Below are 22996 nucleotides of genomic sequence, written 5' to 3'. Positions count from 1 at the left end.
TGGTGCACACCCGCTCATGCCCAGCCTCCGGCGCGGGCGCGGGTGCGGCGCAGCAGGTAGAAGAAGACGGGCCCGCCGAGCAAAGAGGTGAGCATGCCGAGGGGCAGGTCGGCGTTGTCGACCAGGGAGCGGGCGGTGACGTCGGCGGCCAGCAGCACCACCGCACCGACGACGGCGCTGAGCGGGATCAGGATCCGGTGGGCGGGGCCGACCAGCATCCGCACCAGATGCGGGACGATCAGCCCGACGAACAGGATGATGCCGGTGAAAGCGACACCGGCGGTGGCCAGGATCGCCACCACGACGATCACGTTGCGCCGCAGCCGCTCCACGTCGACGCCCAGATGACGGGCCGCCGACTCCCCGAGCGCCAGCAGATCCAGCCGCGGCGCCAGCAGCACCGCCGCCGCGACACCCACCGCGGTCAGCGGCGCCACCACCCCCACCGACTCCCAGGTGGCGCCGTTGAGCGACCCCAACTGCCAGAACACGATCTGATCCCGCGCCGCGGGGGAGGCCACGAACAGCAGCAGCGCGATCAACCCGCCCGCGAACGCGTTGATCGCGACACCGGTCAGCACCAGCGTGACGACCTCCGTGCGGCCACCCGAGCGCGCCAGCAGATACACCAGCAACGTCGTCGCCAATCCCGCCACGAACGCCGCCGCGGCCACCGACCACGCCGCCACGAACGCCCCACCCACCACGATCACCGTGCCCGCACCGACCGCCGCGCCCGCCGACACCCCGATCACGCCGGGCTCGGCCAGCGGGTTGGCGAACACACCCTGCAACAACGCACCCGCTGTCGCCAGCGCCGCACCGACCAGCATCGCCAGCACCACCCGAGGGAACCGCACCTGCCACAGCGTCACCTCACCGGAGGGATGCGCCGGCATCGGCCCGACCGTCAGCCCGATGCGGTGCAGCACACTGCCGGCGACCTCGGCGGCCGTCGTGGGCACCTGACCGATCGCCGCCGACGCCACCGCCAGCGCCACCAGCCCCGCCACCGCGACCACGAACACCACCAGCACCCGCGACCGTGCGCGCGACTTCGGCAACGGCGGCACCGCCGTTTCCGTCTCCGAAACGCTCATGCGTGCCCGGCGCCGTACACCGCCGCGCTCAACGCCGCGATCACCCGCCCGGTGTTGGGCCCGAAACTCAACAGCACCGCATCCGACATGTCCACCACCCGCCGGTCACGCCCCGCGGGGGTCTGCGCGATCCCCGGCACCTTCTGCAGCCCCTCCACACCGCCGACGGACTTCAACCCGTCCGACATCACCAGCAGCACATCCGGCGCCGCACCGATCATGGCCTCACTGGTGATCGCGGTGAACGGCTCCTTCACCCCGGCCACCGCGCCCGCGTCGCGCGCGTGCAGCGCCGCGATCAACGCGTCCGCACCCGACCCGGGCCCGGCGAGCATCGTGATCGCGGTGGAACGCAGATACAGGAACGCGATGGTCAGCGGCGGATCGGCGGCGGGCACCGCGGCGCTCGCGGCGGCGATCTCGTCGCGGGTGCGCTGCGCCAGCGCCTGCCCCTGCTGCGGCACACCCAGCGCGGCCGCGACCGCCTCGATCTGCGGCACCACCCCGTCCATCGTGCGTTCCGGATCGAAGTAGACGACCGTGACCCCGGCCGCGCGCAACTGCTCACGCACCGCGGGCGCGGCGCTGGTGGTGTCGGTCAAGAACACCGACGGCCGCATCGCCAGCACCGACTCCACGTTCAGCGACCCGTTGCCTCCCGCCACGTTCGGCACGTCCCGCACCGCCGGAAACGACGCCGAGGTGCTGCGGCCCACCAGCTTGGGCCCCAGCCCCAGCGCGTACACGATCTGGGCGAGGGTCCCGTAGCGGTCGACGGCGATGATGCGGGAAGCGTCGGTGACGGTGACCTGCGCGCCGTCGAACGACCGCACCGTCACCGGCAGCGCGGGCGCCGGCTCCGGCCCGATGGGCACCGGATCCGAATCGCTCAGCGTCGCCGTCGCGGGCCCGTGCCCGCCGTGTGAGGACCCGGCATCGCCACCACATCCGGCGACCCCCGCCAGCAAGCTCACCGCGAACAACACCGGCAGGACACGCCGCCATCGGGCTCGGACTCGGTTCCCACGCCCACCCCCGGTCGCTGCAGTGCTCATGCGGGCAAGGCTAATCTGTGTCACTCCGCGCGTGCACTGACGTCGTCCAGGGCCGCGGCGATCGCCCGCGGCAACTCCAGGGTCTCGGCGGCCAGCACGCCGGTGAGCTGCCCGATGTCGCGGGCGCCGACGATCATGCTCGCCACGCCGGGCCGGTCCCGGATCCAGGCCAGCGCCACCGCCAGCGGCGAGGTGCCCAGCCCGTCCGCCGCGGTCACCAGCGCATCCACCACCCGCGTCGCGCGGTCGTCGAGACCATTGCGGATCTCCGCCGCGGTCGCCTCGTCGGCGCCGCGCGAATCGGCCGGAACGCCGTCGCGATACTTGCCGGTCAGGATGCCGCCGGCCAACGGCGCCGAGGCGATCACCCCGACCCCGTGGAACCGCGCCGCGGGCACGACATCGCTCTCCGCACCCCGCGCCAGCAGCGAATACGGTGTCTGCGCCGCGGTCACCGGCGCCACCGCGGCCAAGCTGGCCAGCTGCCAGGCCCCGAACCCGCGCACCCCCGCGTACCGGACCCGCCCCGACCGCACCACCTGCTCCACCGTCGAGGCCACCTCCTCCAGCGGCGTCCGCGGATCCCACACCGCGACATTCCAGATGTCGAGATGATCGGTGCCCAACTCCAGCAGCGTGCGATCCAGCTGCCGCAGCAGCGCCCGCCGCGAGGTGTCCACCGTGACCTGCGCCGCCTCCGGCACACCCGCCGCGGCGAACCCCCACGGCGCGACCCCCGCGCACCCACTGAGCACCAGTTCGTCGCGGGAGACCAGATCACCGAGCAACTCGGCCAGGATCCGCTGCGCCGCCCCGCCCGCGTAGGCGGGGGAGGTGTCCACCAGCGTGCCGCCCGCCTCGACGAACGCCACCAGCTGCCCCGCCGCGTCCTCGGCGTCGGTGTGCGCACCCCAGGTATGGGTCGCCAGGCCCATCCGCGACACCCGCAGGCCGCTGCGGCCCACCGTCCGCTGTTCCATCACCGTGTCCGCGCATTCGTCACGGCGCCAAGCCTAGAGTGTGGATACGCGACTGGGCGGCCACCAGCGCAGTGGGTCGCGCTCGGGTGCGCGGGCAGACCCGCGACCCGCGCGGCGGCAGCGGCCCGGCAGCCGGGCACGCCGCCGCGGCCTCGACACTGTACTGTCGCTGCGTAATTGGGGCCGGTTTCGGGCCGGATGCCACCGGCCACCGCGCCAATGCCCAGGTGAGGACGCGTATTTCACGCGGAAGTGGAGGATGGTTCGTGGTAGGCGAGTCGATGACCTGGGTGCAGGCCTTGGTGCTGGGACTGGTGCAGGGACTGACGGAATTCCTGCCGATCTCCTCCTCGGCGCACCTGCGCATCGTGTCGTCGGTCTTCTTCGGCGACGACGCGGGCGCCTCGTTCACCGCCGTCACCCAGCTGGGCACCGAGGCCGCGGTACTGGTGTACTTCGCCAAGGACATCTGGCGCATCGTGCTGGCCTGGTTCGCCGGGCTGCGCGAGCAGATCGGCGCGCGCGGTCGCCAGCAGCTGCCGCTGCACGATCAGCCCACCACCAGACTCCCGGTCCTCACCGCCGACCACACCCGCGTTTTCGACCAGCAGGCCCAGCGCGAACTCGACTACCGCATCGGCTGGTATGTGATCATCGCCACCATCCCGATCGGCGTGCTGGGGTTCGTGTTTAAAGACGAGATCCGCACCGGCGCGCGCAACCTGTGGCTGGTGTCGTTCATGCTGATCTTCTTCGCCCTGGTCATCGCCGCCGGTGAGCACTTCGGCCGCAAGGAACGCCCGATCGAGCAACTGACCACCCGCGACGGTCTGGCGATGGGTTTCGCACAGTGCCTGGCGCTGATCCCCGGCGTCTCCCGCTCCGGAGCCACCTCCACCGCGGGCCTGTTCCTGGGCTTGGAGCGCGAAGCGGCCGTGCGGTTTTCGTTCCTGCTGGCCATCCCCGCCGTGACCGCATCGGGCCTGTTCAGCCTGCCGGACGCGTTCGAACCCGCCGGTGAGGGCCTCAACGCCAGTGGGCCGCAACTGCTGGTGGCCACCGTGCTGGCGTTCGCGGTCGGCTACGCGTCGGTGGCGTGGCTGCTGCGTTTCGTGGCACGGCATTCGCTGTACTGGTTCGTCGGCTACCGCATCGCGCTCGGGGTGATCCTGCTGGGTCTGCTGGCGGGCGGGGTGATCTCGGCGACATGATCGCTAGGCTGACCGCATGACGGTGATCCTGTTGCGGCACGGTGTGTCGACGTCGAACACCGCCCGCACTCTGGCCGGTCGCAGCACCGGCGTCGAGCTCACCGAGCGCGGCGAGGAGCAGGCGAGGGCCGTGGCCGAACGACTGGCCGGGCTGCCGATCGAACGCATCGTGCACTCCCCGCTGCTGCGCTGTCAGCGCACGGTCGCGCCGCTGGCGGAAAAGTTCGGGCTGGAACCGGTATTCGACGACCGGCTGCTCGAGGTCGACTACGGCGAGTGGACCGGCCGCCCCATCGCCGAACTGCTGGAGGAACCGCTGTGGAAGGTCGTGCAGCGGCACGCCTCCGGCGCGGTGTTCCCCGGCGGGGAAGGGCTGGCGCAGGTGCAGGCGCGCGCGGTCGCCGCCATCCGCGAACACGACCGCGCCCTGGCCGAGCACCACGGCCGCGACGCGCTATGGGTGGCGTGCACCCACGGTGACGTGATCAAGTCCGTGCTCGCCGACGCCCTCGGTATCCACCTCGACGGCTTCCAGCGCATCGTCGTCGAACCGGCCTCGCTCAGCGTCGTGCGCTACACCGCGACCGCCCCCTACGTGTGGCGGCTCAACGACACCGGCGCCGACCTGTCGGCCCTCGCGGGCGCCGGCGGGCAACGGCAGGCAGCGGCCGGGCCCACGCCGGGAGGCGAGGTCTCCGGACCAGTCCCCGGTGGCGAACTCGGCAACAACGCGAGTGCGGATAATGGGAATGCGGAGCGTCGAGATTCCTTGTAGACAACCCAGCGGTCGTCGTATGGATCCCCGCGCCGCGGGTAGTCGATCAGGGTCATATCAGGAGGTGCATGTGTCACGCGCAATCCATGTATTCCGCACCCCCGATCGTTTCGTCGCCGGGACCGTCGGTGAGCCGGGCGATCGCGCGTTCTACCTGCAGGCCGTGCAGGAACCCCGCGTGGTCAGCGTGCTGCTGGAAAAGCAGCAGGTCAAAGTACTCGCCGACCGGATGGGTCTGCTGCTGGACGAGGTCGCGCGCCGCTTCGGCGCCGAAGTGCCCCCGCAGGCCGAGGACGTCAGCGACAACGCGCCGCTGGTCACCCCGATCGACGCCGAATTCCGGGTCGGCACCATGGGCCTGGGCTGGGACGCCGACGCGGGCGCGGTCGTGGTCGAGCTGCTGGCGATCACCGAGACCGAGGTCGACGAATCGGTGGTGCTCGACGACACCGAGGAGGGCCCCGACGCGGTGCGGGTGTTCCTCACCCCGATCCAGGCCCGCGAATTCGCGCTGCGCTCCACCCGGGTGATCGCCGCGGGCCGCCCGCCGTGCCCGCTGTGCGGTGAGCCGCTGTCGGCGCGCGGGCACATGTGCGTGCGCACCAACGGCTACAAACGCGGTGACATCTTCGGCGCGGCCGAACTAGAGGAGTGATTCGGTGGCCGAGGCCGGGGACGGATTCCACAGCGGCGAACTGACCGTGATCGGGCGGGTGAACACCGCCAGCAACGTCACCCTGGTCTGCGAGGTGAACGACACCGCCACCGGCGCCACACCGTTGCGGGTGGTCTACAAACCCATCCGCGGCGAACGACCGCTGTGGGACTTCCCCGACGGCACCCTCGCCGGACGCGAGGTGGCCTCCTACCTGATCTCCGAGGCGATCGGCTGGGGCGTGATCCCCGAAACCATTCTGCGCGACGGCCCTTTCGGCCCCGGCATGGTGCAGCGCTGGGTGGAAGGCGCCGACAACCACACCGACCGCGGCGACCGCCTCGACCTGATCGATCTGTGCCCGGCCGGCGCGGTGCCCGACGGCTTCCGCGAGGTGCTGCGCGCGCAGGACGACCTGGGCAACGAAGTGTCGCTGATCCACGCCGACGACCCACGGCTGCACCGGGTGGCGGTGCTGGACGTCCTGCTCAACAACGCCGACCGCAAAGGCGGGCACGCGCTGGAAGGGGTGGACGGGCAGGTCTACGGCGTCGATCACGGCATCTGCCTGCACACCGACCACAAACTGCGCACCGTGCTGTGGGGCTGGGCCGGGCAGCCCATCGACGACGGGTTGGTCGCCGACATCACCGCGTTCGCCAAGCAACTGCCGGGCGCGTTCGCCGACACCATCGGCGAGCACATCACCGACGCCGAGATCGACGCGTTGATCGAACGCACCCACCGGCTGCTCGACGACCCGGTGATGCCGCTGCCGCGCACCTCCCGCCCCATTCCGTGGCCCGCCTTCTGACCGTGCGCGACACCGTCCCGGCCCCGCCCGCGGCTGATTCAGCGAAACCGAAATTATTGACATCCGACGATTCGCTGAAAGACGCAGGTCGCGGCGGGCGAGCGCGGCGGGCGGGCGGCATGGGCCACCGGCCCGGGGAACGATGAGCTCCACCACACCTTTACCCTCGTAAGCATGCAGTCCTGGTCCGATACCGCCCTCCCCACCGTCCCCGGAGCAGGACCGCCGTTGCGGTTGTACGACACCGCCGACCGTCTGGTGCGCCCGGTCGCGGCCGGCCCCACCGCCACCATGTACGTCTGCGGCATCACCCCCTACGACGCCACCCACCTCGGGCACGCCGCGACCTACCTGACCTTCGACCTGGTCAACCGGCTGTGGCGCGACGCAGGCCACGACGTGCACTACGTGCAGAACGTCACCGACGTCGACGACCCGCTGTTCGAACGCGCCGCCCGCGACGGCGTGGACTGGCGCGAGCTCGGCGCCGCGGAGACCGACCTGTTCCGCGAGGACATGGCCGCGCTGCGGATCGTGCCGCCCCGCGACTACATCGGCGCCGTCGAATCCGTCGACGAGGTCGTCGAATTCGTGCAGAAACTGCTGGCCTCCGGCGCCGCCTACATCGTCGACGACGCCGAATTTCCCGACATCTACTTCCGCGCCGACGCCACCGAGCAGTTCGGCTACGAATCCGGCTACGACCGCGCCACCATGGAGCGGCTGTTCGCCGAACGCGGCGGCGACCCCGGCCGTCCCGGCAAACGCGACACCATCGACGCTCTGCTGTGGCGCTCGGCGCGTCCGGGCGAGCCGTCCTGGCCCGCCCCGTTCGGCCCTGGACGGCCCGGCTGGCACATCGAGTGTTCGGCGATCGCGTTGAACCGCATCGGCCCGGAATTCGACATCCAGGGCGGCGGCAGTGACCTGATCTACCCCCATCACGAGTACTCCGCCGCGCACGCCGAGTCGCTCATCGCCGGGCGCCGCTTCGCCCGCCACTACGTGCACGCCGGCCTGATCGGGCTGGACGGGGAGAAGATGTCGAAGTCGCGCGGCAACCTCGTGCTGGTGTCCACGCTGCGCCGCGGCGGCGTCGATCCGGCCGCCATCCGTCTCGGCCTGCTGGCCGGCCACTACCGCCAGGACCGGATGTGGACCGACGCCCTGCTCGAGCAGGCGCAGCGGCGCCTGCGACTGTGGCGCGAGGCCGCGGCGTTGCCCGCGGGCCCCGCGGCCACCGACACCGTCGCCCGGCTGCGCCAGCATCTGGCCGACGACCTGGACACCCCCAAGGCACTCGACGCGATCGACAACTGGGCACGTCAGGCGTTGGACTACGGCGGCAAGGACGCCGAAGCGCCCGCGCTGATCGCCACCGCCGTCGACGCACTGCTCGGCATCCGCCTCTAGCCGATCCCTTGCCCGCATTCCCCGCCCGTGATGGGGTACGGGGGTGTGCAACCTTCCCGGCCTCGGCCTGCTGACCTCCCTGCGCGCCGGCCGGTTGCGGCCGGCGACCGGACCCGCCGATCCGCGGACGATCGCCGCGCGCGCCCGCTTCTTCGGCGCCGACACCGTCGACCCGCGCACGGGCGCCTTGCGCACGGACCGGGTGGTGCTGTCCTGGGTCGGCTGCAGCACCTACGCCCTGGCCATGGGCGGTTCGGTGTTGCTGCTCGACGCGTGGGTGCCGCGGCTGACCAGCACCGGCTACGTTCCGGCCACTCCGCAGGATCTGGTGGACCTGGCCCCGGCGGCGATCTTCATCGGCCACGGTCACTTCGACCACGCCGCCGACGCGGGCCGCATCGCCCGAGCCGGCGGCGCGGTCGTGCACGGCACCGCCGAGCACTGCGCGACCGTCGCCGCACAAGTCGGCGACCCGGCATTTCCCACCGCCACGCACGGTGACGCGGACACCGCGATCGGCACCCGCGAGGACTGCACCGTGGGCACGGTGCAGGTGAGCGTGGTGCGCCACCTGCACTCCGCACGCACCCCGCCCGACCCCGTCGAGGGATCACCCCGATTCTTTCCCCGCCCCGAACCGGGCATCGTGCTCAGCCACCCGCCGACACCCCGCGGCCTGCTGGACGGCCTGCCGCGGCTGCGCGACCCCGAAGGCGGGGTGCTGCTGTACCAGTTCCGGGTGCCCGGCTTCTCCCTGGTGTGGCACGACTCGTCCGGACCGCTCACCGAACGCGCCCCGCAGGTGTTCGACACCCTCGCCGCGCTACCGGCCACCGATGTGCAGATCGGCGCGGTGCAGGGCTACAACCAGATCAGCAACGGCCTGCGCGATCCGCGCACCTACATCCAGGCTCTGCGCCCCGGGCTGTTCGTGCCGAGCCATCACGACAACTGGCTGCCCGGCCTCACCGCCAGCGCGGCGACCTACGACGCACCGCTGCGCGCGGAACTCGAACGCATCCCCGCGCCACGGCGACCGCAACTGCGTGTCATGCACGACCCGGCCGACTACGTGCACCCGCAGCGGCTCACCTTCCGGTTGTGAGACAGCGTCTGTCGGGCGCTGGGTTCGTGCACGCTCGCGGCGCAGCACGTGATCTACTCGGCCGCGAGCGGATCATCGTCCGCCAGTGCCCCGGAAGCCCGGCAGCGCGGTGAACAGCTCGACAGCAACCCGCACGATTGCCGGCTACCCGTCCGGGCCGAGCCTCCGCGTCCGCGTCGGGGTCGGGGTCGATACTTCCGCGCTCACCCTGCCTCGTCTCGCCGGTCGACCGTATCGTGCAGTCGCGACGAGGTCCGCCACCGCAAGCCTCCCCGGATTCCGTCACGACCGGTCGCGGAAACCCTTGCGATACCGCAATTTCCGAGCATCCACCGGACGTGACGATGCCGATCACCCGGCGGTCAGTGCCGCGACGGCGGTGGCGTACATCGTGTTCTTGATGGCGCCGAGGGTGGCGGGGTCCTTGCCGGCGAGCGGGGTCAGCAGCGCCACGGCGGAGTCGGTGACGGCGCCTTCGGCGGCGGTGGCGTCGACGATGTCGTAGGCCTCGGCGTCCGGACCGCCGAAGCGGCGGCCGGTGGTCATCGAGGCGACGGCGCTTTTCGGCGTGAGCTTGGCCTGGATCAACGCGGCCATGCCGGGGGTGAAGGGGATGCGGATGTCGACTTCGGGGAAGCAGAAGTAGCCGCGGTCGGCGCGCATCACCCGGTAGTCGTGCGCGATGGCCAGCATCGCGCCCGCGCCGAAGGCGTGGCCGGGCAGCGCGGCGGCGGTGGGCACGGGAAAGGTGAGCATCCGCGCCAGCAGCGCCTGCACCCGCGCGACATACCACTCGGCGCGATCGGCGTTGGCGGCCAGCCAGTCCAGGTCGAGTCCGTTGGAGTAGAACTTGCCGCCGGCGATGGTGACCAGGCCCTGGGCGCCGTCGGCGAGAGCGGTGTCGAGGTGGGCGCCGATCCGGTCGAGAAAGTCGGGGGAGAAACGATTCTCACCGTCACCGAGATCCAGGACGGCGATCTTGTCGTGGTAGTCGAGGGTGGGCATGGCGGGTCCTTCCGGTAGGGGAGCAGTGCACGGATCAGCGCGGTGGCGGGCCGACGGCCAGCACGGCGCGCACGGCGCTGCGCAGGTAGTCGCGCGCACGGGGGTCGGCCAGCCGGTCGCGGCGCAGCAGCACGGCGGTGGGCAGATCGACCAGGCACAGCGTCATGACGTCGACGGCGTGACGGTCGCCGCGTCGCCACAGCTGCCGCGACAGCCGCACCAGCAACTCGACCAGCACCGCGTCGGTGGCCGCCAGTTCGGCGGCGAGGGCTTCGGGCATCTCGCCCAGCAGTTCCTCGCGCCGCACGGCCAGCAGCAGCCGTGAGGAGTCGGGATGGCGCTCGGCGAAGATCGCGGGCGCCTCCGCGGCCGCGACCACCGCCTCGACCGCGCTGCGGCCGTCGAGCGCCGTCTCGACCAGCGCGGTCTGCAGGTCCAGGAACCGGCGCGCGGCGCGCAACCAGGTGCGGCCCAGCAGCTCCGCGCGCGATCCGAAGGTGTGGTAGATCGCGCCGTTGGACACGCCGGTGGCGGCGGCGACCGCGCGCGTCGTGACCGCGGCGGGGCCGTGGCGAACGGCCAGCGATTCCGCGGCGTCGAGCACGGTGCCGGGGTCGTGCGTGCGGGGGCGTGGCATGCCGCCACTATAACAGAGCAATTGCTCTGTTACGTCGCCCCGGCCGGGGCTAGGTATTTCCGCAGGTAACAGGTACCGGAGCGTCTTCTCGGCGTACGCAGCGGTACTTCCCGTGCTCCCTCCAGGCGACCCTACGATGGGGTACTGTTCGGTCCCTCCCCCTGACCGAACGAACAGAACGGCGCCCGCATGTCACGAGTGGTCACCAAGGAGCAGTACTTCGACACCGGCCTGGAAGTGCTCGCCGAACTCGGCTTCAAAGGCCTCAACATCGGCGTCCTGTGCCGCCGCCTCGGCGTCACCAGCGGCTCGTTCTACCACCACTTCGGCAGCTGGCAAGGATTCGTCGACGCCCTGCTCGAGCACTGGGAGAACCGCCAGGTGCGCATCCTGGGCACCATGCCGTTCAACCAGGGCAACCCCGACGACGACATCCGCGCGATGTCCGACCTCGCCGCCGGACTGCACCACGCCGCCGAAGCCGCCATCCGCGCCTGGGCGGCCAACGACGAATCGGTCAACCTCGCACTCAAGCGCGTCGACGAATCCCGCAGGCGCACCGTGCACAAAGCGGTCAAAGGAGTCGTCGGCGACGACGCCACCGCCGCCGTGGTCACCTCACTGGGCATGGCGATGCTCGTCGGCTACCAGCAGATCGCCGCGGGCGGGGAAAACCTCTCCCTGGACCAGCTGCTGGCCGAATACGCGCGCCTGATCTACTCCCACGCCCAACGCTGAGCTACCCCAGCAGCTCGTCCACATAGCACCAGCGCCACGCCTCACCCGGCTCCACACTGCGCATCACCGGATGCCCGCTGCCGGCGTAGTGCTTGCTCGCGTGATTGCCCGGAGAAGAATCGCAGCAGGCCACGTGCCCACAGGCCAGACACATCCGCAGATGCACCCACGCCAGCCCCTCGGCGAGGCATTCGGCGCATTCGTCCGGCCCGCCGTGCGCGCGCACCAGCGGCGCGTCGCGCAGATGCGCGCACGCGTCGTCGGTCCCCGCCGCGGCCAGCGGCTCGACCCGCTCCTCCTCGGTCTCGTCGAAGCGATCGATGATCGACTCCTCCAGATCCAACTGCGCCAGCACATGCTGCAGGATCTCGTAGTCGACCGTGCCGGAATCCCGCACCTCCAACACGGTCGCGCGTTCGGCCTGCAGCATCGCCAACCGCAGCCGCCGGTACTCCGCGGTGGGAGTCACCAACTCCGACTCCGCCCGCCCCAACCGCTCCCAAGCGGCGTTGCTCTTCCACAGCACCCGATCACGCAACGTCTGCACCACTCCCTGCGGCGTGTCCGGCGTGACCTCCCGATCCAGCGCGGCCAGACCGGCCGCGGTGGCCTGCTGCAACACATTGGCCTTCTGCAACGCGTCCTCCGCGCGGCTGGGCGCACGCAACCGCAGCCACCGCACCAGCCACGGTAACGACGTGCCCTGCACCAGCAACGTCCCCGCCACCACCACCAGCGCCAGCAGGCGCAGCACCGCGAGCAACGGCGTGTCCTGCGGCAGCAGCAACACCGCCGCCAACGTCACCACCCCGCGCATCCCCGCCCACGACACCACCACCAGATGACGCACCGGCACCGCCTCGCCGCCACCGAGACTGCGCGACAGCAACGCCGACCCGAACACCCACACCGGACGCGCCAGCATCGTCGCCGCCAGTACCGCCACCGCCGACCACAGCAGCGTCGCGTGGTCGAGCTCGCTGTGCCAGGCACCTTCCACGATGCCGCGCACCTGCAGCCCGATCAGCACGAACACCGCGCTCTCCAGAATGAACTGGATCGTGCGCCAATTGATGCGCTCGGCGATCCGCGACGCGGCGCTCTGCCACACCGGCGCGTTGTGCCCGAGGATCATCCCGCACACGACCACCGCGATCACCCCCGAGGCGTGAATGCTCTCGGCGGGAAGATACGCCGCGAACGGCGCCAGGAACGACAACGTCGTGTCCATCACCGGATCGGTGATCCGCCGCCGCAGCATCGCCAGCAGATAGGCCACCACCACCCCCACCGCGGCGCCGCCACCGGCCGCCAGCGCGAAATCGGCCCCGGCCGCCCACACCGACACCGTGCCCGCCATCGCCGCCAGCGCCGTCCGCAACGCCACCAGCGCGGTCGCGTCGTTGAACAGCGACTCGTCCTCCAGGATCGTCACGATCCGCCGCGGCATCCCGATCCGCCGCGCCACCGCCGTCGCGGCCACCGCGTCCGGCGGAGCCACCACCGCACCCAACGCCACCGCGACCGCGAACGGCACCGGCAGCAGCCACCACACCACCACCGCCACCGCGAACGTCGTGAACAACACCAAACCGACCGACAACAACCCGATCGTGCGCACATTCGCCCGGAAATCCACCAACGACGTGCGGATCGCGGCGGTATACAGCAAAGGAGGCAGAAAACCGAGCAGAATGATCTCCGGCTCCAAATGGATCTCCGGCAGGAACGGCAGATACGACGCCGCCACCCCGCCCACCGTCAACACCAGCGGTTCGGAGATCCCGAACCGACGCGCCAGCGCCGCCAACGCGGCCGCCGACGCGACGAGAACAACCAGGCCGATCGCGACATGCACGGTGGAATTCTTCCAGAGCGCACGATCGGCTAACGGCCCGCACAGTAGATGACACGTGCACGGCCGACCGAACTACTGTGCCCGGCGCGCACACGCGCCATGCTTGTCGACGACAAGGAGGTAGACATGGAGGAGTTCGCGTCCTGGCGGGCGAACGGACGACGCCACACACATCGCGGCCACCAGATCTTCTGGCGCGACGCAGGCGCAGGCCCCGACGGGACGCTGGTGTGCATCCACGGATTCCCCACCGCGTCCTGGGACTGGCACCGCATCTGGCCCGGCCTGTGCGAACGCTTCGCCCGCGTCATCGCTCCCGACATGATCGGCTTCGGCTGGTCGGCCAAACCCCGCCACTACGACTACCGCATCACCGACCAAGCCGACATCCACGAAAACCTGCTGCGCGAACAAGGCATCAGCCGATTCCACATCCTCGCCCACGACTACGGCGACAGCGTCGCCCAAGAACTGCTGGCCCGTGACGTCGAACGCCGCGCCGCCGGCGACGAATCCCTCACGATCGAATCGGTGTTCCTGCTCAACGGCGGCCTGTTCCCCGAAGCCCACCGCCCCCGCCCGGTGCAGCGGCTGCTGGCCGGTCCGCTGGGCCCGCTCGTGGGCGTGCTCGGCAGCGAACGCACCTTCCACCGCAGCCTGGCCGCGGTGTTCGGACCCGACACCAAACCCACCGACGTCGAACTGCACCAGTTCTGGCTGCTGTGGTGCAGCAAACACGGAAAACGCAACGGCCACAAGCTGATCCGCTACATGGCCGAACGACGCAGGCAACGGCAGCGCTGGGTGGGCGCGCTGCGGCAGGCCCGCGTCCCGATCCGGCTGCTCGACGGCCTCACCGACCCGGTCTCCGGCGGCCACATGGTGCGCCGCTACCGCGAACTGATCACCGACCCCGACGTCGTCGAACTGCCGCGCATCGGCCACTACCCGCAACTGGAAGCACCCGAGCAGACCCTCGCGGCACTGCTGGAATTCCACGACACCCGCGTCCACAAGCCCACCGCCTGACCCGCGTTCCGGACCGGCGGGGCAGCCGGTCCGGAACATCGGGACGCTCCCGCGGCACCAGGGTGGAGACCACGCCACGCCAGCGGGCCGCACCGCCGAAACACCGTCGCGCGGAGCCACTCTCACAGCCCGACAACGCGCACCCCAGGAGCCGCCGATGCCCGCCGCAGACCTCTCCCTCGAGACCATCGACCTGAACCAGACCGGGCGCGTACTCACCGCGCGGGTCGTCGCACCCCCGTGGAACTTCGTCACCACCGCGGTCGTCCGCGACCTCGACACCCTCACCGCCGCGGCCGACGCCGACGACAGCGTCGGCGCGGTCGTGCTCACCGGGGGACTACCCGGCCGCTTCCTCACCCACGCCGACCCCGCCGCCCTCGGCGGCATGATCGACAAACCGCGCCCCTTCGTCCCCGCCCGCGCCGCGGCACCCTTCCTGCGCGCCGCCGCGGCCGCCCTGCACGTGCCCGGCGCGACCGACCTGGTCGAACGCCACGGCGGAGGACTCGGCGCTGGCCTGGTCTGGGGCTACCGCTGGAAACGCACCACTCTGCGGATGAACCGCTCCGGCGTCGCCTACCTCGCCGCCATCAACGGACCCGCACTCGGCGGCGGCCACGAAATCGCCCTCGCCTGCGACCTGCGCTACGCCGCCGACGCCGAGCACGTGCGCCTGGGCCAGATCGAGACACTGGCCAACCTCATCCCCGGCGGCGGCGCCACCCAACGCCTCACCCGCCTGCTCGGCGCCGCCAAAGCGATCGAGATCACCCTCGAAGGCACACCCTTCACCGCCCAGGAAGCCCTGCGCCTGGGCCTGCTGCACCGGGTGATCCCCACCCAAGACCTGCTCGCCGAAACCCAGGCCACCGCCGCACGACTGGCCGCACGCAACCCGCTCGTCGTCGCCGAACTCAAACGCGCCGTCTACTTCGGCTCCGACAAATCCCTCTCCCGAGCCCTGGACGCCGAACAAGCCGCATTCGTCTCCGTCGGCACCACGGCCGCCGCCGCACGCACCACGAAAGCGTTCTTCGAAGACCTCGCCCGTCTCGACGACACCCCGTTCCTCGCCGATCCCCAGCCCTGGCTCGACGGCACCCGCGTCGACCAAGTCAGCGGATAGCACGGCCCGAGCCCGCAGCACAGCGTTCAGAAGTCAGCCGCTGGCGACCTCCTGCGAACCGGGTTGGAAGAACGCCAAAATCCTGCGGCTGGCGTCCGGCGCCATCAGCATCTCCTGGATGGACGCGCACTCCCGGGCGACAGCGCTGGTGCGTTCGAACATCTCCCGCTCGTATTCCGCGACGGCAGAAGGGAAGTCCTCCGGGCGCGCGGCCAGCGCCAGGCCGAGCAGCGCGCCGTCCAGCAGCGCCATGTTGGCGCCCTCGCCCACCGGCGGCATCAGGTGCGCGGCATCGCCGAGCAGCGTGACCCCCGGCGTCGACGGCCAGGTCAGCCCGACCGGCAAAGTGGTGATCGACCGCGGCACGACCGCGTCGTCGCAGGCCGCGATCAGCGCGAGGAAACGTTCGTCCCAACCGGAGAGCAGATCCATCAGCCGCGCCCGCGCGGCGGCGGGGTCGTCGAACGGGATCCCGCTGGTGGACCACCAGTCCTCGCCGGTGTTGTAGAAACTGAGGCCGATGCGGACGCGGCCGTCACCGTTGCGCTGCGCCGCCAGCGACAGTCCGTCGCCCAGCACCCAGTAGTTGCCGCGCCCGACCATCGCCGCGAGATCGGGGTGGCTGCGGTCGATGTCGGGAATGCCGAGTTCGACGACGTTCTGGCCGATATGCGCCGGGCGGGCGTCGGTGAGCAGCGCGCGAACCCGCGACTGCGCGCCGTCCGCGCCGACCAGCAGCTCACAGGTCGCAGTGCTGCCATCGGCGAAGCGCAGCACACCGTTGTCGGCGGATTCGAACGCCCGCCCCCAGCGCACCACGCCCTCGGGAAGGGAATCCAGCAGCAGGCCGCGCAGATCGGCGCGATCGACCTCGGGTCGCTCGAGCGGGGCGTCGTCGGGGGTGTCCTCCTGCAGCAGCAAGGTGCCGTCCGGCTCCAGAAGGCGCATGTCCTGACCTTCGCCGCGGGCGATCGCGTGGAACCGCTCGATCAGGCCCGCCTCGCGCAGCGCTCGCTGCCCGGTCCCGGAATGGATGTCGAGCATGCCGCCCTGGCCGCGGGCCTCGCGCGAGGGCTCGCGTTCGTACACCACGGCGTCGATGCCGTTGACGTGCAGCACGCGGGCCAGCGCCAGGCCGCCGAGGCCGGCTCCGATGATGGCGATGGACATGATTGCCTCTCTGATACACCGTACTGTTCCGATACAGTGTATCGGGACGGGCGTTGTATTGTCAGCGCATGTTGGTGTGGGAAAGACCCGAACCACCGAATCGACCCGTACCGGCTCCCCTGAGCCGGGAACGGATCGTGCGAGCGGCGATCCGGCTGGCCGACGCCGACGGCCTGGAAGCAGTGTCGCTGCGCAAGGTCGCCGCCGCCCTGGATGTCGGGCCGATGCGCCTCTACGGCTACATCGCCACCAAAGACGAGCTGCTCGACCTGATGGTCGACGCCGTCTACGCCGAGATCCGCCCCACCGGAAACAGTCGCCGCGAGGTGCTGCGCTCCGTCGCCGAAACCACCCGGCACGCCGTCCACCAGCACGAATGGCTCGCCGACCTGCTCGGTGGACGGCCCCAGCTAGGACCGCACGCGCTCGCCAGGGGAGAAGCGGTCATCGCCGCACTCGACGGCGTCGACGTGGACCTCGTCATGCCGGTGGTCACCGCGGTGGACGCCTACGTCATCGGCGCGGTGCGCCGCGAGATCGCCGAACGACGCGCCGAGCGGGCCACCGGAATGGACGAAAAGCAGTGGCAAGCCGCCTACGGACCCTATCTGCAGCGCGCCTTCGCCACCGGCCGATACCCCGCCTTGGCCACGGTCATCCGCGACGCCGCCCACCTCGACGCCGACCAAACCTTCCACACCGGCCTCGAGTTCCTCCTCGACGGCATCGAAGCCCGCATCCCGAGCTGACGCACCACCGACACCGGCCGCCCGCGGCCCGGTCGACACGATCCGGCCCCGCAGCCCGATGACATCCGCACCGACGCGCACTACCTCAGCGCCCGTGCGGTCACTCGGCAACACTGCGGCACCCGGACCGCCTTCGCCTCGCGACAGGACTGTTCGCCCTCGTCAAGCCGTCGGCGCGGGCTCACGCTCGCCGGCACCGGCACGTTCCCCGGCCTCGACCGACGCCCGCGTCACCGTCACCCAGGTGTTGTTCACCGCCGCCGTCCCCGAGAACGTGTCCGTCAACGCCGGATCGTGCAGCAGATTCACGTTCGCGCCCGGCAGCGACGCCGCCACCGTCCACCCCACACCCGGCTCCTGATGCCCCCACCCGTGCGGAATCGCCACCGTCCCGGCCCGGATGTCATCGCTCACCTCCAACGGCACCACGATCGACCCGACCCGCGAACGCACCGTCACCGGCTCACCGTCACACAACCCCCGCGCGGCCGCATCCTCCGGATGCATCAACGCGGTGCAACGATCCCGCCCCTTCACCATCGACGGCACATTGTGCAACCACGAGTTGTTGCTGCGCAGATGACGACGACCGATCAACTTCAAGTCGTAGCCGTCCGACGGCGCGGTCACCGCCCTACCCGCTCGCGCGTCCGCCAGCACCTGCCGCGCAGCCGCCACGAAATCCTCCGGCGCCAAATGCACCTTCCGATCCTTCGTCCCCAGCAACGACCGCAACCGCGGCCGCAACGGCCCCAGATCGACACCACCCGCAGCCGCACGCACCTTACCCACCGTCAAACCCTTACGGCCACGCCGCAACACCCCGTACGGACCAGCCGCCACACCCAGCGACGCGATCCGCAGCGGGCTCACCCGATCGAACAACGCGTTCAACGCCCGCGCGGTGAACCGGCGCGCGGGCAACGGCAGCACCTCGGTCACCAACCGCGCCATGATCTGCCAATCCTCCAACCCATCGGCGGGCGGCTCGAACACCCGCGCGTCGAAACGCAGATTGTTGCGCACACTGAACACCGGGAACAGGATGTTGACATCCTCCCGCTCCAACGGCGAAATCGGCGGCAAGATGATGTCGGCATGCCGCGTGGTCTCCGTGACGTACATGTCCACCGCCACATAGAAATCCAGCGAATCCAGCGCCGCCCCCAACCGGCCCCGCTGCGGCGTCGACAACACCGGATTGCCCGCATACGTGATCATCGCGCGAATCCGGCCCGGCCCCTCGGTCAGCATCTCCTCCGCCAGCGCCGCCACCGGCAACTCCGAACGGAACGACTTGTAGGTCCCGGAGCTGTCGGTCCACGCCCCGTACCCCACCGGCAGATACTTCCCGTACCGCACCGCATCGATCGGCGGCGTCGCGAACATCTGACCACCCGCCCGATCCACATTGCCGGTCACCGCGTTGATCGTGTTCACCAGCCAATGCGTCAACGTGCCCGTCACCTGCTGACACACCCCGATCCGCGCGTACACCACCGCAGAGGACGCCGCCGCGTGCTCGCGAGCCAGCCCGCGAATCGTCTCCGCGTCCACACCCGCGTACTGCGCCATCGCCTCCGGAGACGCCTCGGCCACCAGCGACCGCAACAGCTCCCAGCCCGTGCTGGACGCCCGAATCGCCTTCTCGTCACACAAATCCTCGGCCACCAGCACGTGCAGCATCGCCAGCAGCAGATACACATCCCCACCCGGAGCCACCGCCACATGCTGATCGGCCAGCCGCGCCGTCTCCGTCCGCCGCGGGTCGATCACCACGACCTTCCCCCCGCGCCGCCGCACGTCCCGGATCCGCTGCTTCGCATTCGGCATGGTCGTCACCGACCCGTTCGACACCGCCGGATTCGCCCCCAGGATCACCAGGCGATCGGTCCGATCGATATCGGTCACCGGCATCAGCACATTCGAGCCGAACATCCGCCACGCCACGAATTCCTGCGGGAACTGATCGATCGACGACGCCGAGAAGAAATTCCGCGTCAACAACACCGACCGCAGCAACACCGCGTACAGCACCGACGAACTGTGCGCGGCCGGATTCCCCAGATACATGCCCACAGCACTGTTCCCGTGCTCGCGACGCACCTTCCGCAGCCGCCGCCCGATCTCGGCGAACGCCTCGTCCCAGCCGATCGGCTCGAACGACGAACCCACCCGCCGCACCGGCGTCCGCAACCGGTCCGGGTCGTGATGCAACCCGCCCATCGCCGTCGCCTTCGGGCAGATGTAGCCCTTCGACAACACGTCCTGCGGATTGCCCTCGATCCGCGTCACCTGATCACCCTCGACCGTGACGAGAATCCCGCAGTGCGCCTCACACAACGTGCACTGGCGGGCAATGGTGGTAGCACTCATGAAATTTCACCTTCTGCCGGATCGCTTCCCACAGGCTATCTGGGACAGCTCGTTCCGTACAGCTCTCTATGTCGGACCGATGCGGACATGCACGTGCATGTCGTGCCAGCCATCCGCGTGCAACCCCGCGCTGCGCTTCACACCTTCCGGCGCGAACCCCGCCTTCACCGCCGCCCGGCACGACGGCAGATTACGCACCGAATGCGACACCTCCAGCCGATGAAAACCCACCCCGAACGCCCACCCGGTCACCGTCTCCACCGCGGCGGGCGTCACCCCGCGACCCCGCCACCCCGGAGCCGTCCAGTACGCGATCCCCGCCACCCCGTCCGCCGGCGCCATATGCCGCAACCCGACCCGTGCCGCCACCACATCGCCGACCACGACCGCCCACTGCGGGCCGTCACCACCACGCCAACCCGCCCGCCAGCGCGCGATCAACTCCCGCGCCTCGGCCTCGGAAACAACATCACGAACATGCCAGCGTTGAATATCCGGATCCTGATAGACGGCCCGGATCACCGCCGCATCGTCATTCGTCCACGGCCGCAACAACACACCCTCACCCCGCAGGCTCGGCTGGGATTCGGCGGCGAACACTTCGGCGGCGACCACATCGGGCATCAGAGCGGACACACCCGGATTGTCACCCGACCCACCACCCGCCGCCACGGAATCGTCGAAGTGCCCGATGACGCCTCGCCGCAAGCGGTTCGCACGCAACCCGCACCGCCGGCGGTGAGCGCGGAGACGCCATCGGGCGCGGTTCGAGGACCTCGCGCTGCGCATACCGCGAATAGGCCGCGAACATCTCGGTGCCGAATCACCTCGCCGAACAGCGGCCCATTCCCACACGCGCGGCCGCCGACGGGGGACCGGCTTACCGAACACCCCTGTCCGGCCGTGGCCACAGGGCACCCCACGCCACCAACGAGACGGACGTGCTGTCAACCGTCCCAGACCGTGCGGCAGCTACACCGTGCTCGGTTCGGCGCGGGCGCTCGGCACCGGCACACCGGAGTCGACCAGAATCGACACCAGCAGCCGACGGGAGCGGGCCGGATCCGAGGCGAGCGCGTCCATCCGGTCGATCTCCGACTTCAGGATCGCCACCACCTCGGCACACGGTTCCGGCCCCGGGAGACCATCGCGGGTGCACGGCAGCAACCGGCCGATGACATCGGTGCTCAGTCCCGCCGCCAGAAGAGCCCTACGCGGCCGGGACTCCCACCGCCGCACCGCCGACGGCAGCCACCGGCTTCGGCGCCGAGAACCCCGGCAGGAACCGGTTCACCGCGGGGATCATCAGATGGATCAGCGGGCCGATCCCGAAGGCGTACACCAGCGTTCCGACGCCGACACTGCCACCGAGGACGAACCCCGTCGTCAACACCGTCAACTCGATCGCCGTGCGCACCACCCACACCGAGCGACCGGTCCGACGAACCAGTCCAGTCATCAGTCCATCCCGCGGACCCGGACCCATGCCCGCCCCGATATACAGCACACTGGCCACAGCGTTCAGCACAACCGCGGCCGCCATGGCGCCCACCCGCACGCCGAGCGCATCCCACGACGGCAACCACGCCAACCCGGCGTCGACCGACACCGCGATCACCACGACATTGCTCACCGTGCCCAGCCCGGGCAACTGCCGCAGCGGAATCCAGACCAACAACACGGCAACACCGGTGAGCGCCGTGACGGCACCGAAACTGATCGGCACATGCCGCGCCACACCCTGATGAAACACATCCCACGGATCCAACCCGAGCCCGGCCCGCACCATCACCGCCATCGAGAACCCGTACAACCACAATCCGACATACAACGCGACCAACCGACGAACCAGCACCACCCCAGCGTGCCCGCAACTGGACACCACAACCAGAGCCAATCACCGATCACTGGACCGTACAACGAAAGCCACGAAACGCGGCAGCGTGAGGACGTCGCACCGTAGTCCCTCATCCAGACGACGCAACAGGATGTGCCGCTAGGCCAGGGGAGTGCGATCTAGAAAAAATCCAAGACTTACCGAATCCCCGCCAGCCGAGTACGCGCCAGGCGCTCGGTTGCGAGGCGATGACGAAGGACGGGCACACGGACCGCGGCGGGTTCCGTCTCAGCCGCGCCGTTCCCTGGAGACGCCGTCCGAGGAGGTGACAATGCGTGGATACCGAGCCGAGGAGAAACCTGGTGACCTACGAAGACGATGCGGTCGCGTCACTGTGGGCGAGGAGGGCTCGCTGGGCCCGCGCCGCCGATGCCGGGAAGCGGCGCGCGGACCGCGCTCGCACCGCCGTACTGAATCTCGGCGGCGCCGGGGCCATCGCCGCGGCGATGACCGCGACCATCTTGCGGACCTCCGGCCTGCCACAACTCGTGGTCACCACCATCGGCGCCATCTGCCTTGCCGTGGCGACCTTCCTCACAGCTCACTTCCTCACACCCGCCGAGTTCCGCCGCTGGTCTCGCGCCCGCGCGGTGGCAGAGAGCATCAAGCAAGTGATCTACCGGTTCCGCGCACGAGCGCACCCCTTCCTCGGGGACAGCGCCTTGCCCAACCTGTACCGGGCAATCGCCGAGATCGAGGAGAAAGCCGAGGACCTCCTGCCCTACATGACCGAAAACGCTCCCGACTCCACATCCAGAGGCGACACCCAACGCCCGGATACCCCGGCACCCCCTCCGCTGACCCCCGAAGACTACGTGCACCTCCGAGTGCAGCACCAGATCACGCACTACTACCAGCACAGGGCGCAAAATTACGCCCGACGAGCACGGCGCCTGCGGAGGTGGACCCTCATGCTCGGCCTGGCCGCCACCGTCCTCGCCTCCGTCGCCGCGGTCCTGGCCGGCACCGCGACCGTCTCGACCCCCACCTCCCCGGCCTCCGCACTGACGCCATGGGTAGCGGCGCTCACCACGCTCAGCGCGGGAGTCGCCGGTCATCTGACCGGCCGCCGATACGAGTTCTTGGTGATGACATATTCCGCGACGGCACGTCGCCTGCAACAACTCCTCCAGGAGTGGAGGGCACAGGGACCACCCACCGACGACCAGCGGTGGACAGCCTTCGTCGACAACTGCGAGAACATAATCGCCGCCGAGAACCAGACGTGGGTCGCGAAATGGGCCGAAGAACCACCTGACCACAGATGAAGCGCCGGTCCCGTGCACAGCGGCAGGCCGTC

General features: G+C 70.2%; 22 protein-coding genes. 11 read left to right on the top strand and 11 right to left on the bottom strand.

The features are described 5' to 3' along the window. Positions 1–14: 14 nt before the first annotated feature. The 3 genes from U3653_RS28070 to U3653_RS28060 are packed head-to-tail and all read right to left on the bottom strand — an operon-like array spanning position 15 to position 3135. A complete protein-coding gene (locus U3653_RS28070; protein WP_195082918.1) occupies positions 15–1100 on the bottom strand; it encodes a FecCD family ABC transporter permease in 1086 nt (361 codons plus the stop codon). Continuing rightward, positions 1097–2155, bottom strand: coding sequence for a heme/hemin ABC transporter substrate-binding protein (locus U3653_RS28065; RefSeq protein WP_195082917.1), 1059 nt, complete (start codon positions 2153–2155; stop codon positions 1097–1099). Before U3653_RS28065 ends, U3653_RS28070 begins: the two co-directional genes overlap by 4 nt. A gap of 20 nt (positions 2156–2175) precedes the next feature. Beyond that, entirely contained in the window at positions 2176–3135 is a 960-nt protein-coding gene (locus tag U3653_RS28060; RefSeq protein WP_195082916.1) for an aldo/keto reductase, read from the bottom strand. 281 nt (positions 3136–3416) lie between these two features. Between U3653_RS28060 and U3653_RS28055 the strand changes: the two genes are divergently transcribed. The 6 genes from U3653_RS28055 (at position 3417) to U3653_RS28030 (ending at position 9108) form a co-directional block, all read left to right on the top strand. Next, a complete protein-coding gene (locus U3653_RS28055; protein ID WP_195082915.1) occupies positions 3417–4346 on the top strand; it encodes an undecaprenyl-diphosphate phosphatase in 930 nt (309 codons plus the stop codon). Positions 4347–4362: 16 nt separating this feature from the next. Beyond that, positions 4363–5121, top strand: coding sequence for a histidine phosphatase family protein (locus tag U3653_RS28050; RefSeq protein WP_195082914.1), 759 nt, complete (start codon positions 4363–4365; stop codon positions 5119–5121). A 70-nt stretch (positions 5122–5191) separates the two neighbouring features. Further along, complete coding sequence (locus U3653_RS28045) at positions 5192–5776, top strand: DUF3090 domain-containing protein (protein WP_039798216.1); 585 nt, start codon at positions 5192–5194, stop codon at positions 5774–5776. A 4-nt stretch (positions 5777–5780) separates the two neighbouring features. Further along, complete coding sequence (locus U3653_RS28040) at positions 5781–6590, top strand: SCO1664 family protein (protein ID WP_195082913.1); 810 nt, start codon at positions 5781–5783, stop codon at positions 6588–6590. Between the two features lie 174 nt (positions 6591–6764). Then, on the top strand, positions 6765–8003 hold the full coding sequence (mshC, locus tag U3653_RS28035) for a cysteine--1-D-myo-inosityl 2-amino-2-deoxy-alpha-D-glucopyranoside ligase (protein WP_195082912.1): 1239 nt from the start codon (positions 6765–6767) through the stop codon (positions 8001–8003). 43 nt (positions 8004–8046) lie between these two features. Further along, entirely contained in the window at positions 8047–9108 is a 1062-nt protein-coding gene (locus U3653_RS28030; RefSeq protein WP_195082911.1) for an MBL fold metallo-hydrolase, read from the top strand. 351 nt (positions 9109–9459) lie between these two features. On the opposite strand, the gene U3653_RS28025 is transcribed toward U3653_RS28030, so the two are convergent. Beyond that, positions 9460–10113, bottom strand: a complete 654-nt coding sequence (locus U3653_RS28025) for an enoyl-CoA hydratase-related protein (RefSeq protein ID WP_195082910.1) — start codon at positions 10111–10113, stop codon at positions 9460–9462. A gap of 34 nt (positions 10114–10147) precedes the next feature. Then, on the bottom strand, positions 10148–10750 hold the full coding sequence (locus tag U3653_RS28020; RefSeq protein ID WP_195082909.1) for a TetR family transcriptional regulator: 603 nt from the start codon (positions 10748–10750) through the stop codon (positions 10148–10150). 189 nt (positions 10751–10939) lie between these two features. On the opposite strand from U3653_RS28020, the gene U3653_RS28015 reads away from it, so the two are divergent. Then, complete coding sequence (locus U3653_RS28015; protein WP_195082908.1) at positions 10940–11488, top strand: TetR/AcrR family transcriptional regulator; 549 nt, start codon at positions 10940–10942, stop codon at positions 11486–11488. 1 nt (position 11489) lies between these two features. Here U3653_RS28015 and U3653_RS28010 read toward each other — a convergent pair whose 3' ends face one another. Next, positions 11490–13346: a Na+/H+ antiporter gene (locus tag U3653_RS28010; RefSeq protein ID WP_195082907.1), complete on the bottom strand. Its 1857-nt coding sequence runs from the start codon at positions 13344–13346 to the stop codon at positions 11490–11492. A 126-nt stretch (positions 13347–13472) separates the two neighbouring features. Between U3653_RS28010 and U3653_RS28005 the strand changes: the two genes are divergently transcribed. Both U3653_RS28005 and U3653_RS28000 read left to right on the top strand, forming a co-directional pair. Next, complete coding sequence (locus tag U3653_RS28005) at positions 13473–14375, top strand: alpha/beta fold hydrolase (RefSeq protein WP_195082906.1); 903 nt, start codon at positions 13473–13475, stop codon at positions 14373–14375. 157 nt (positions 14376–14532) lie between these two features. Next, complete coding sequence (locus U3653_RS28000) at positions 14533–15504, top strand: enoyl-CoA hydratase/isomerase family protein (RefSeq protein ID WP_195082905.1); 972 nt, start codon at positions 14533–14535, stop codon at positions 15502–15504. A 33-nt stretch (positions 15505–15537) separates the two neighbouring features. Here the strand turns inward: U3653_RS28000 and U3653_RS27995 are convergent, their stop codons facing one another. After that, positions 15538–16674 carry an FAD-dependent oxidoreductase gene (locus tag U3653_RS27995; protein ID WP_195082904.1) on the bottom strand — a complete coding sequence of 379 codons (1137 nt, stop codon included), beginning with the start codon at positions 16672–16674 and terminating at the stop codon, positions 15538–15540. A 137-nt stretch (positions 16675–16811) separates the two neighbouring features. Between U3653_RS27995 and U3653_RS27990 the strand changes: the two genes are divergently transcribed. Next, positions 16812–17423 carry a TetR/AcrR family transcriptional regulator gene (locus tag U3653_RS27990; RefSeq protein WP_323124554.1) on the top strand — a complete coding sequence of 204 codons (612 nt, stop codon included), beginning with the start codon at positions 16812–16814 and terminating at the stop codon, positions 17421–17423. A 162-nt stretch (positions 17424–17585) separates the two neighbouring features. Here the strand turns inward: U3653_RS27990 and U3653_RS27985 are convergent, their stop codons facing one another. The 4 genes from U3653_RS27985 to yczE form a co-directional block, all read right to left on the bottom strand. After that, positions 17586–19799 carry a molybdopterin oxidoreductase family protein gene (locus U3653_RS27985; protein ID WP_195082902.1) on the bottom strand — a complete coding sequence of 738 codons (2214 nt, stop codon included), beginning with the start codon at positions 19797–19799 and terminating at the stop codon, positions 17586–17588. A gap of 66 nt (positions 19800–19865) precedes the next feature. Then, the gene (locus U3653_RS27980; protein ID WP_195082901.1) at positions 19866–20423 is read right to left on the bottom strand and encodes a GNAT family N-acetyltransferase; all 558 of its coding nucleotides are present in this window, start codon (positions 20421–20423) and stop codon (positions 19866–19868) included. A gap of 348 nt (positions 20424–20771) precedes the next feature. Beyond that, positions 20772–20915: a hypothetical protein gene (locus tag U3653_RS27975; RefSeq protein ID WP_195082900.1), complete on the bottom strand. Its 144-nt coding sequence runs from the start codon at positions 20913–20915 to the stop codon at positions 20772–20774. Between the two features lie 94 nt (positions 20916–21009). After that, a complete protein-coding gene (gene yczE, locus U3653_RS27970; protein WP_323124566.1) occupies positions 21010–21597 on the bottom strand; it encodes a membrane protein YczE in 588 nt (195 codons plus the stop codon). Between the two features lie 401 nt (positions 21598–21998). Here yczE and U3653_RS27965 point away from each other — a divergent pair, with 401 nt between their 5' ends. After that, positions 21999–22964: a DUF4231 domain-containing protein gene (locus U3653_RS27965; RefSeq protein ID WP_195082898.1), complete on the top strand. Its 966-nt coding sequence runs from the start codon at positions 21999–22001 to the stop codon at positions 22962–22964. The last annotated feature ends 32 nt before the right edge of the window (positions 22965–22996 follow it).

Source organism: Nocardia implantans (assembly GCF_035544775.1).
Taxonomy (GTDB): Bacteria; Actinomycetota; Actinomycetes; order Mycobacteriales; family Mycobacteriaceae; genus Nocardia; species Nocardia implantans.
Note: the sequence above shows the minus strand (reverse complement) of the source record. Positions and strands in the feature narration are given on the sequence as shown.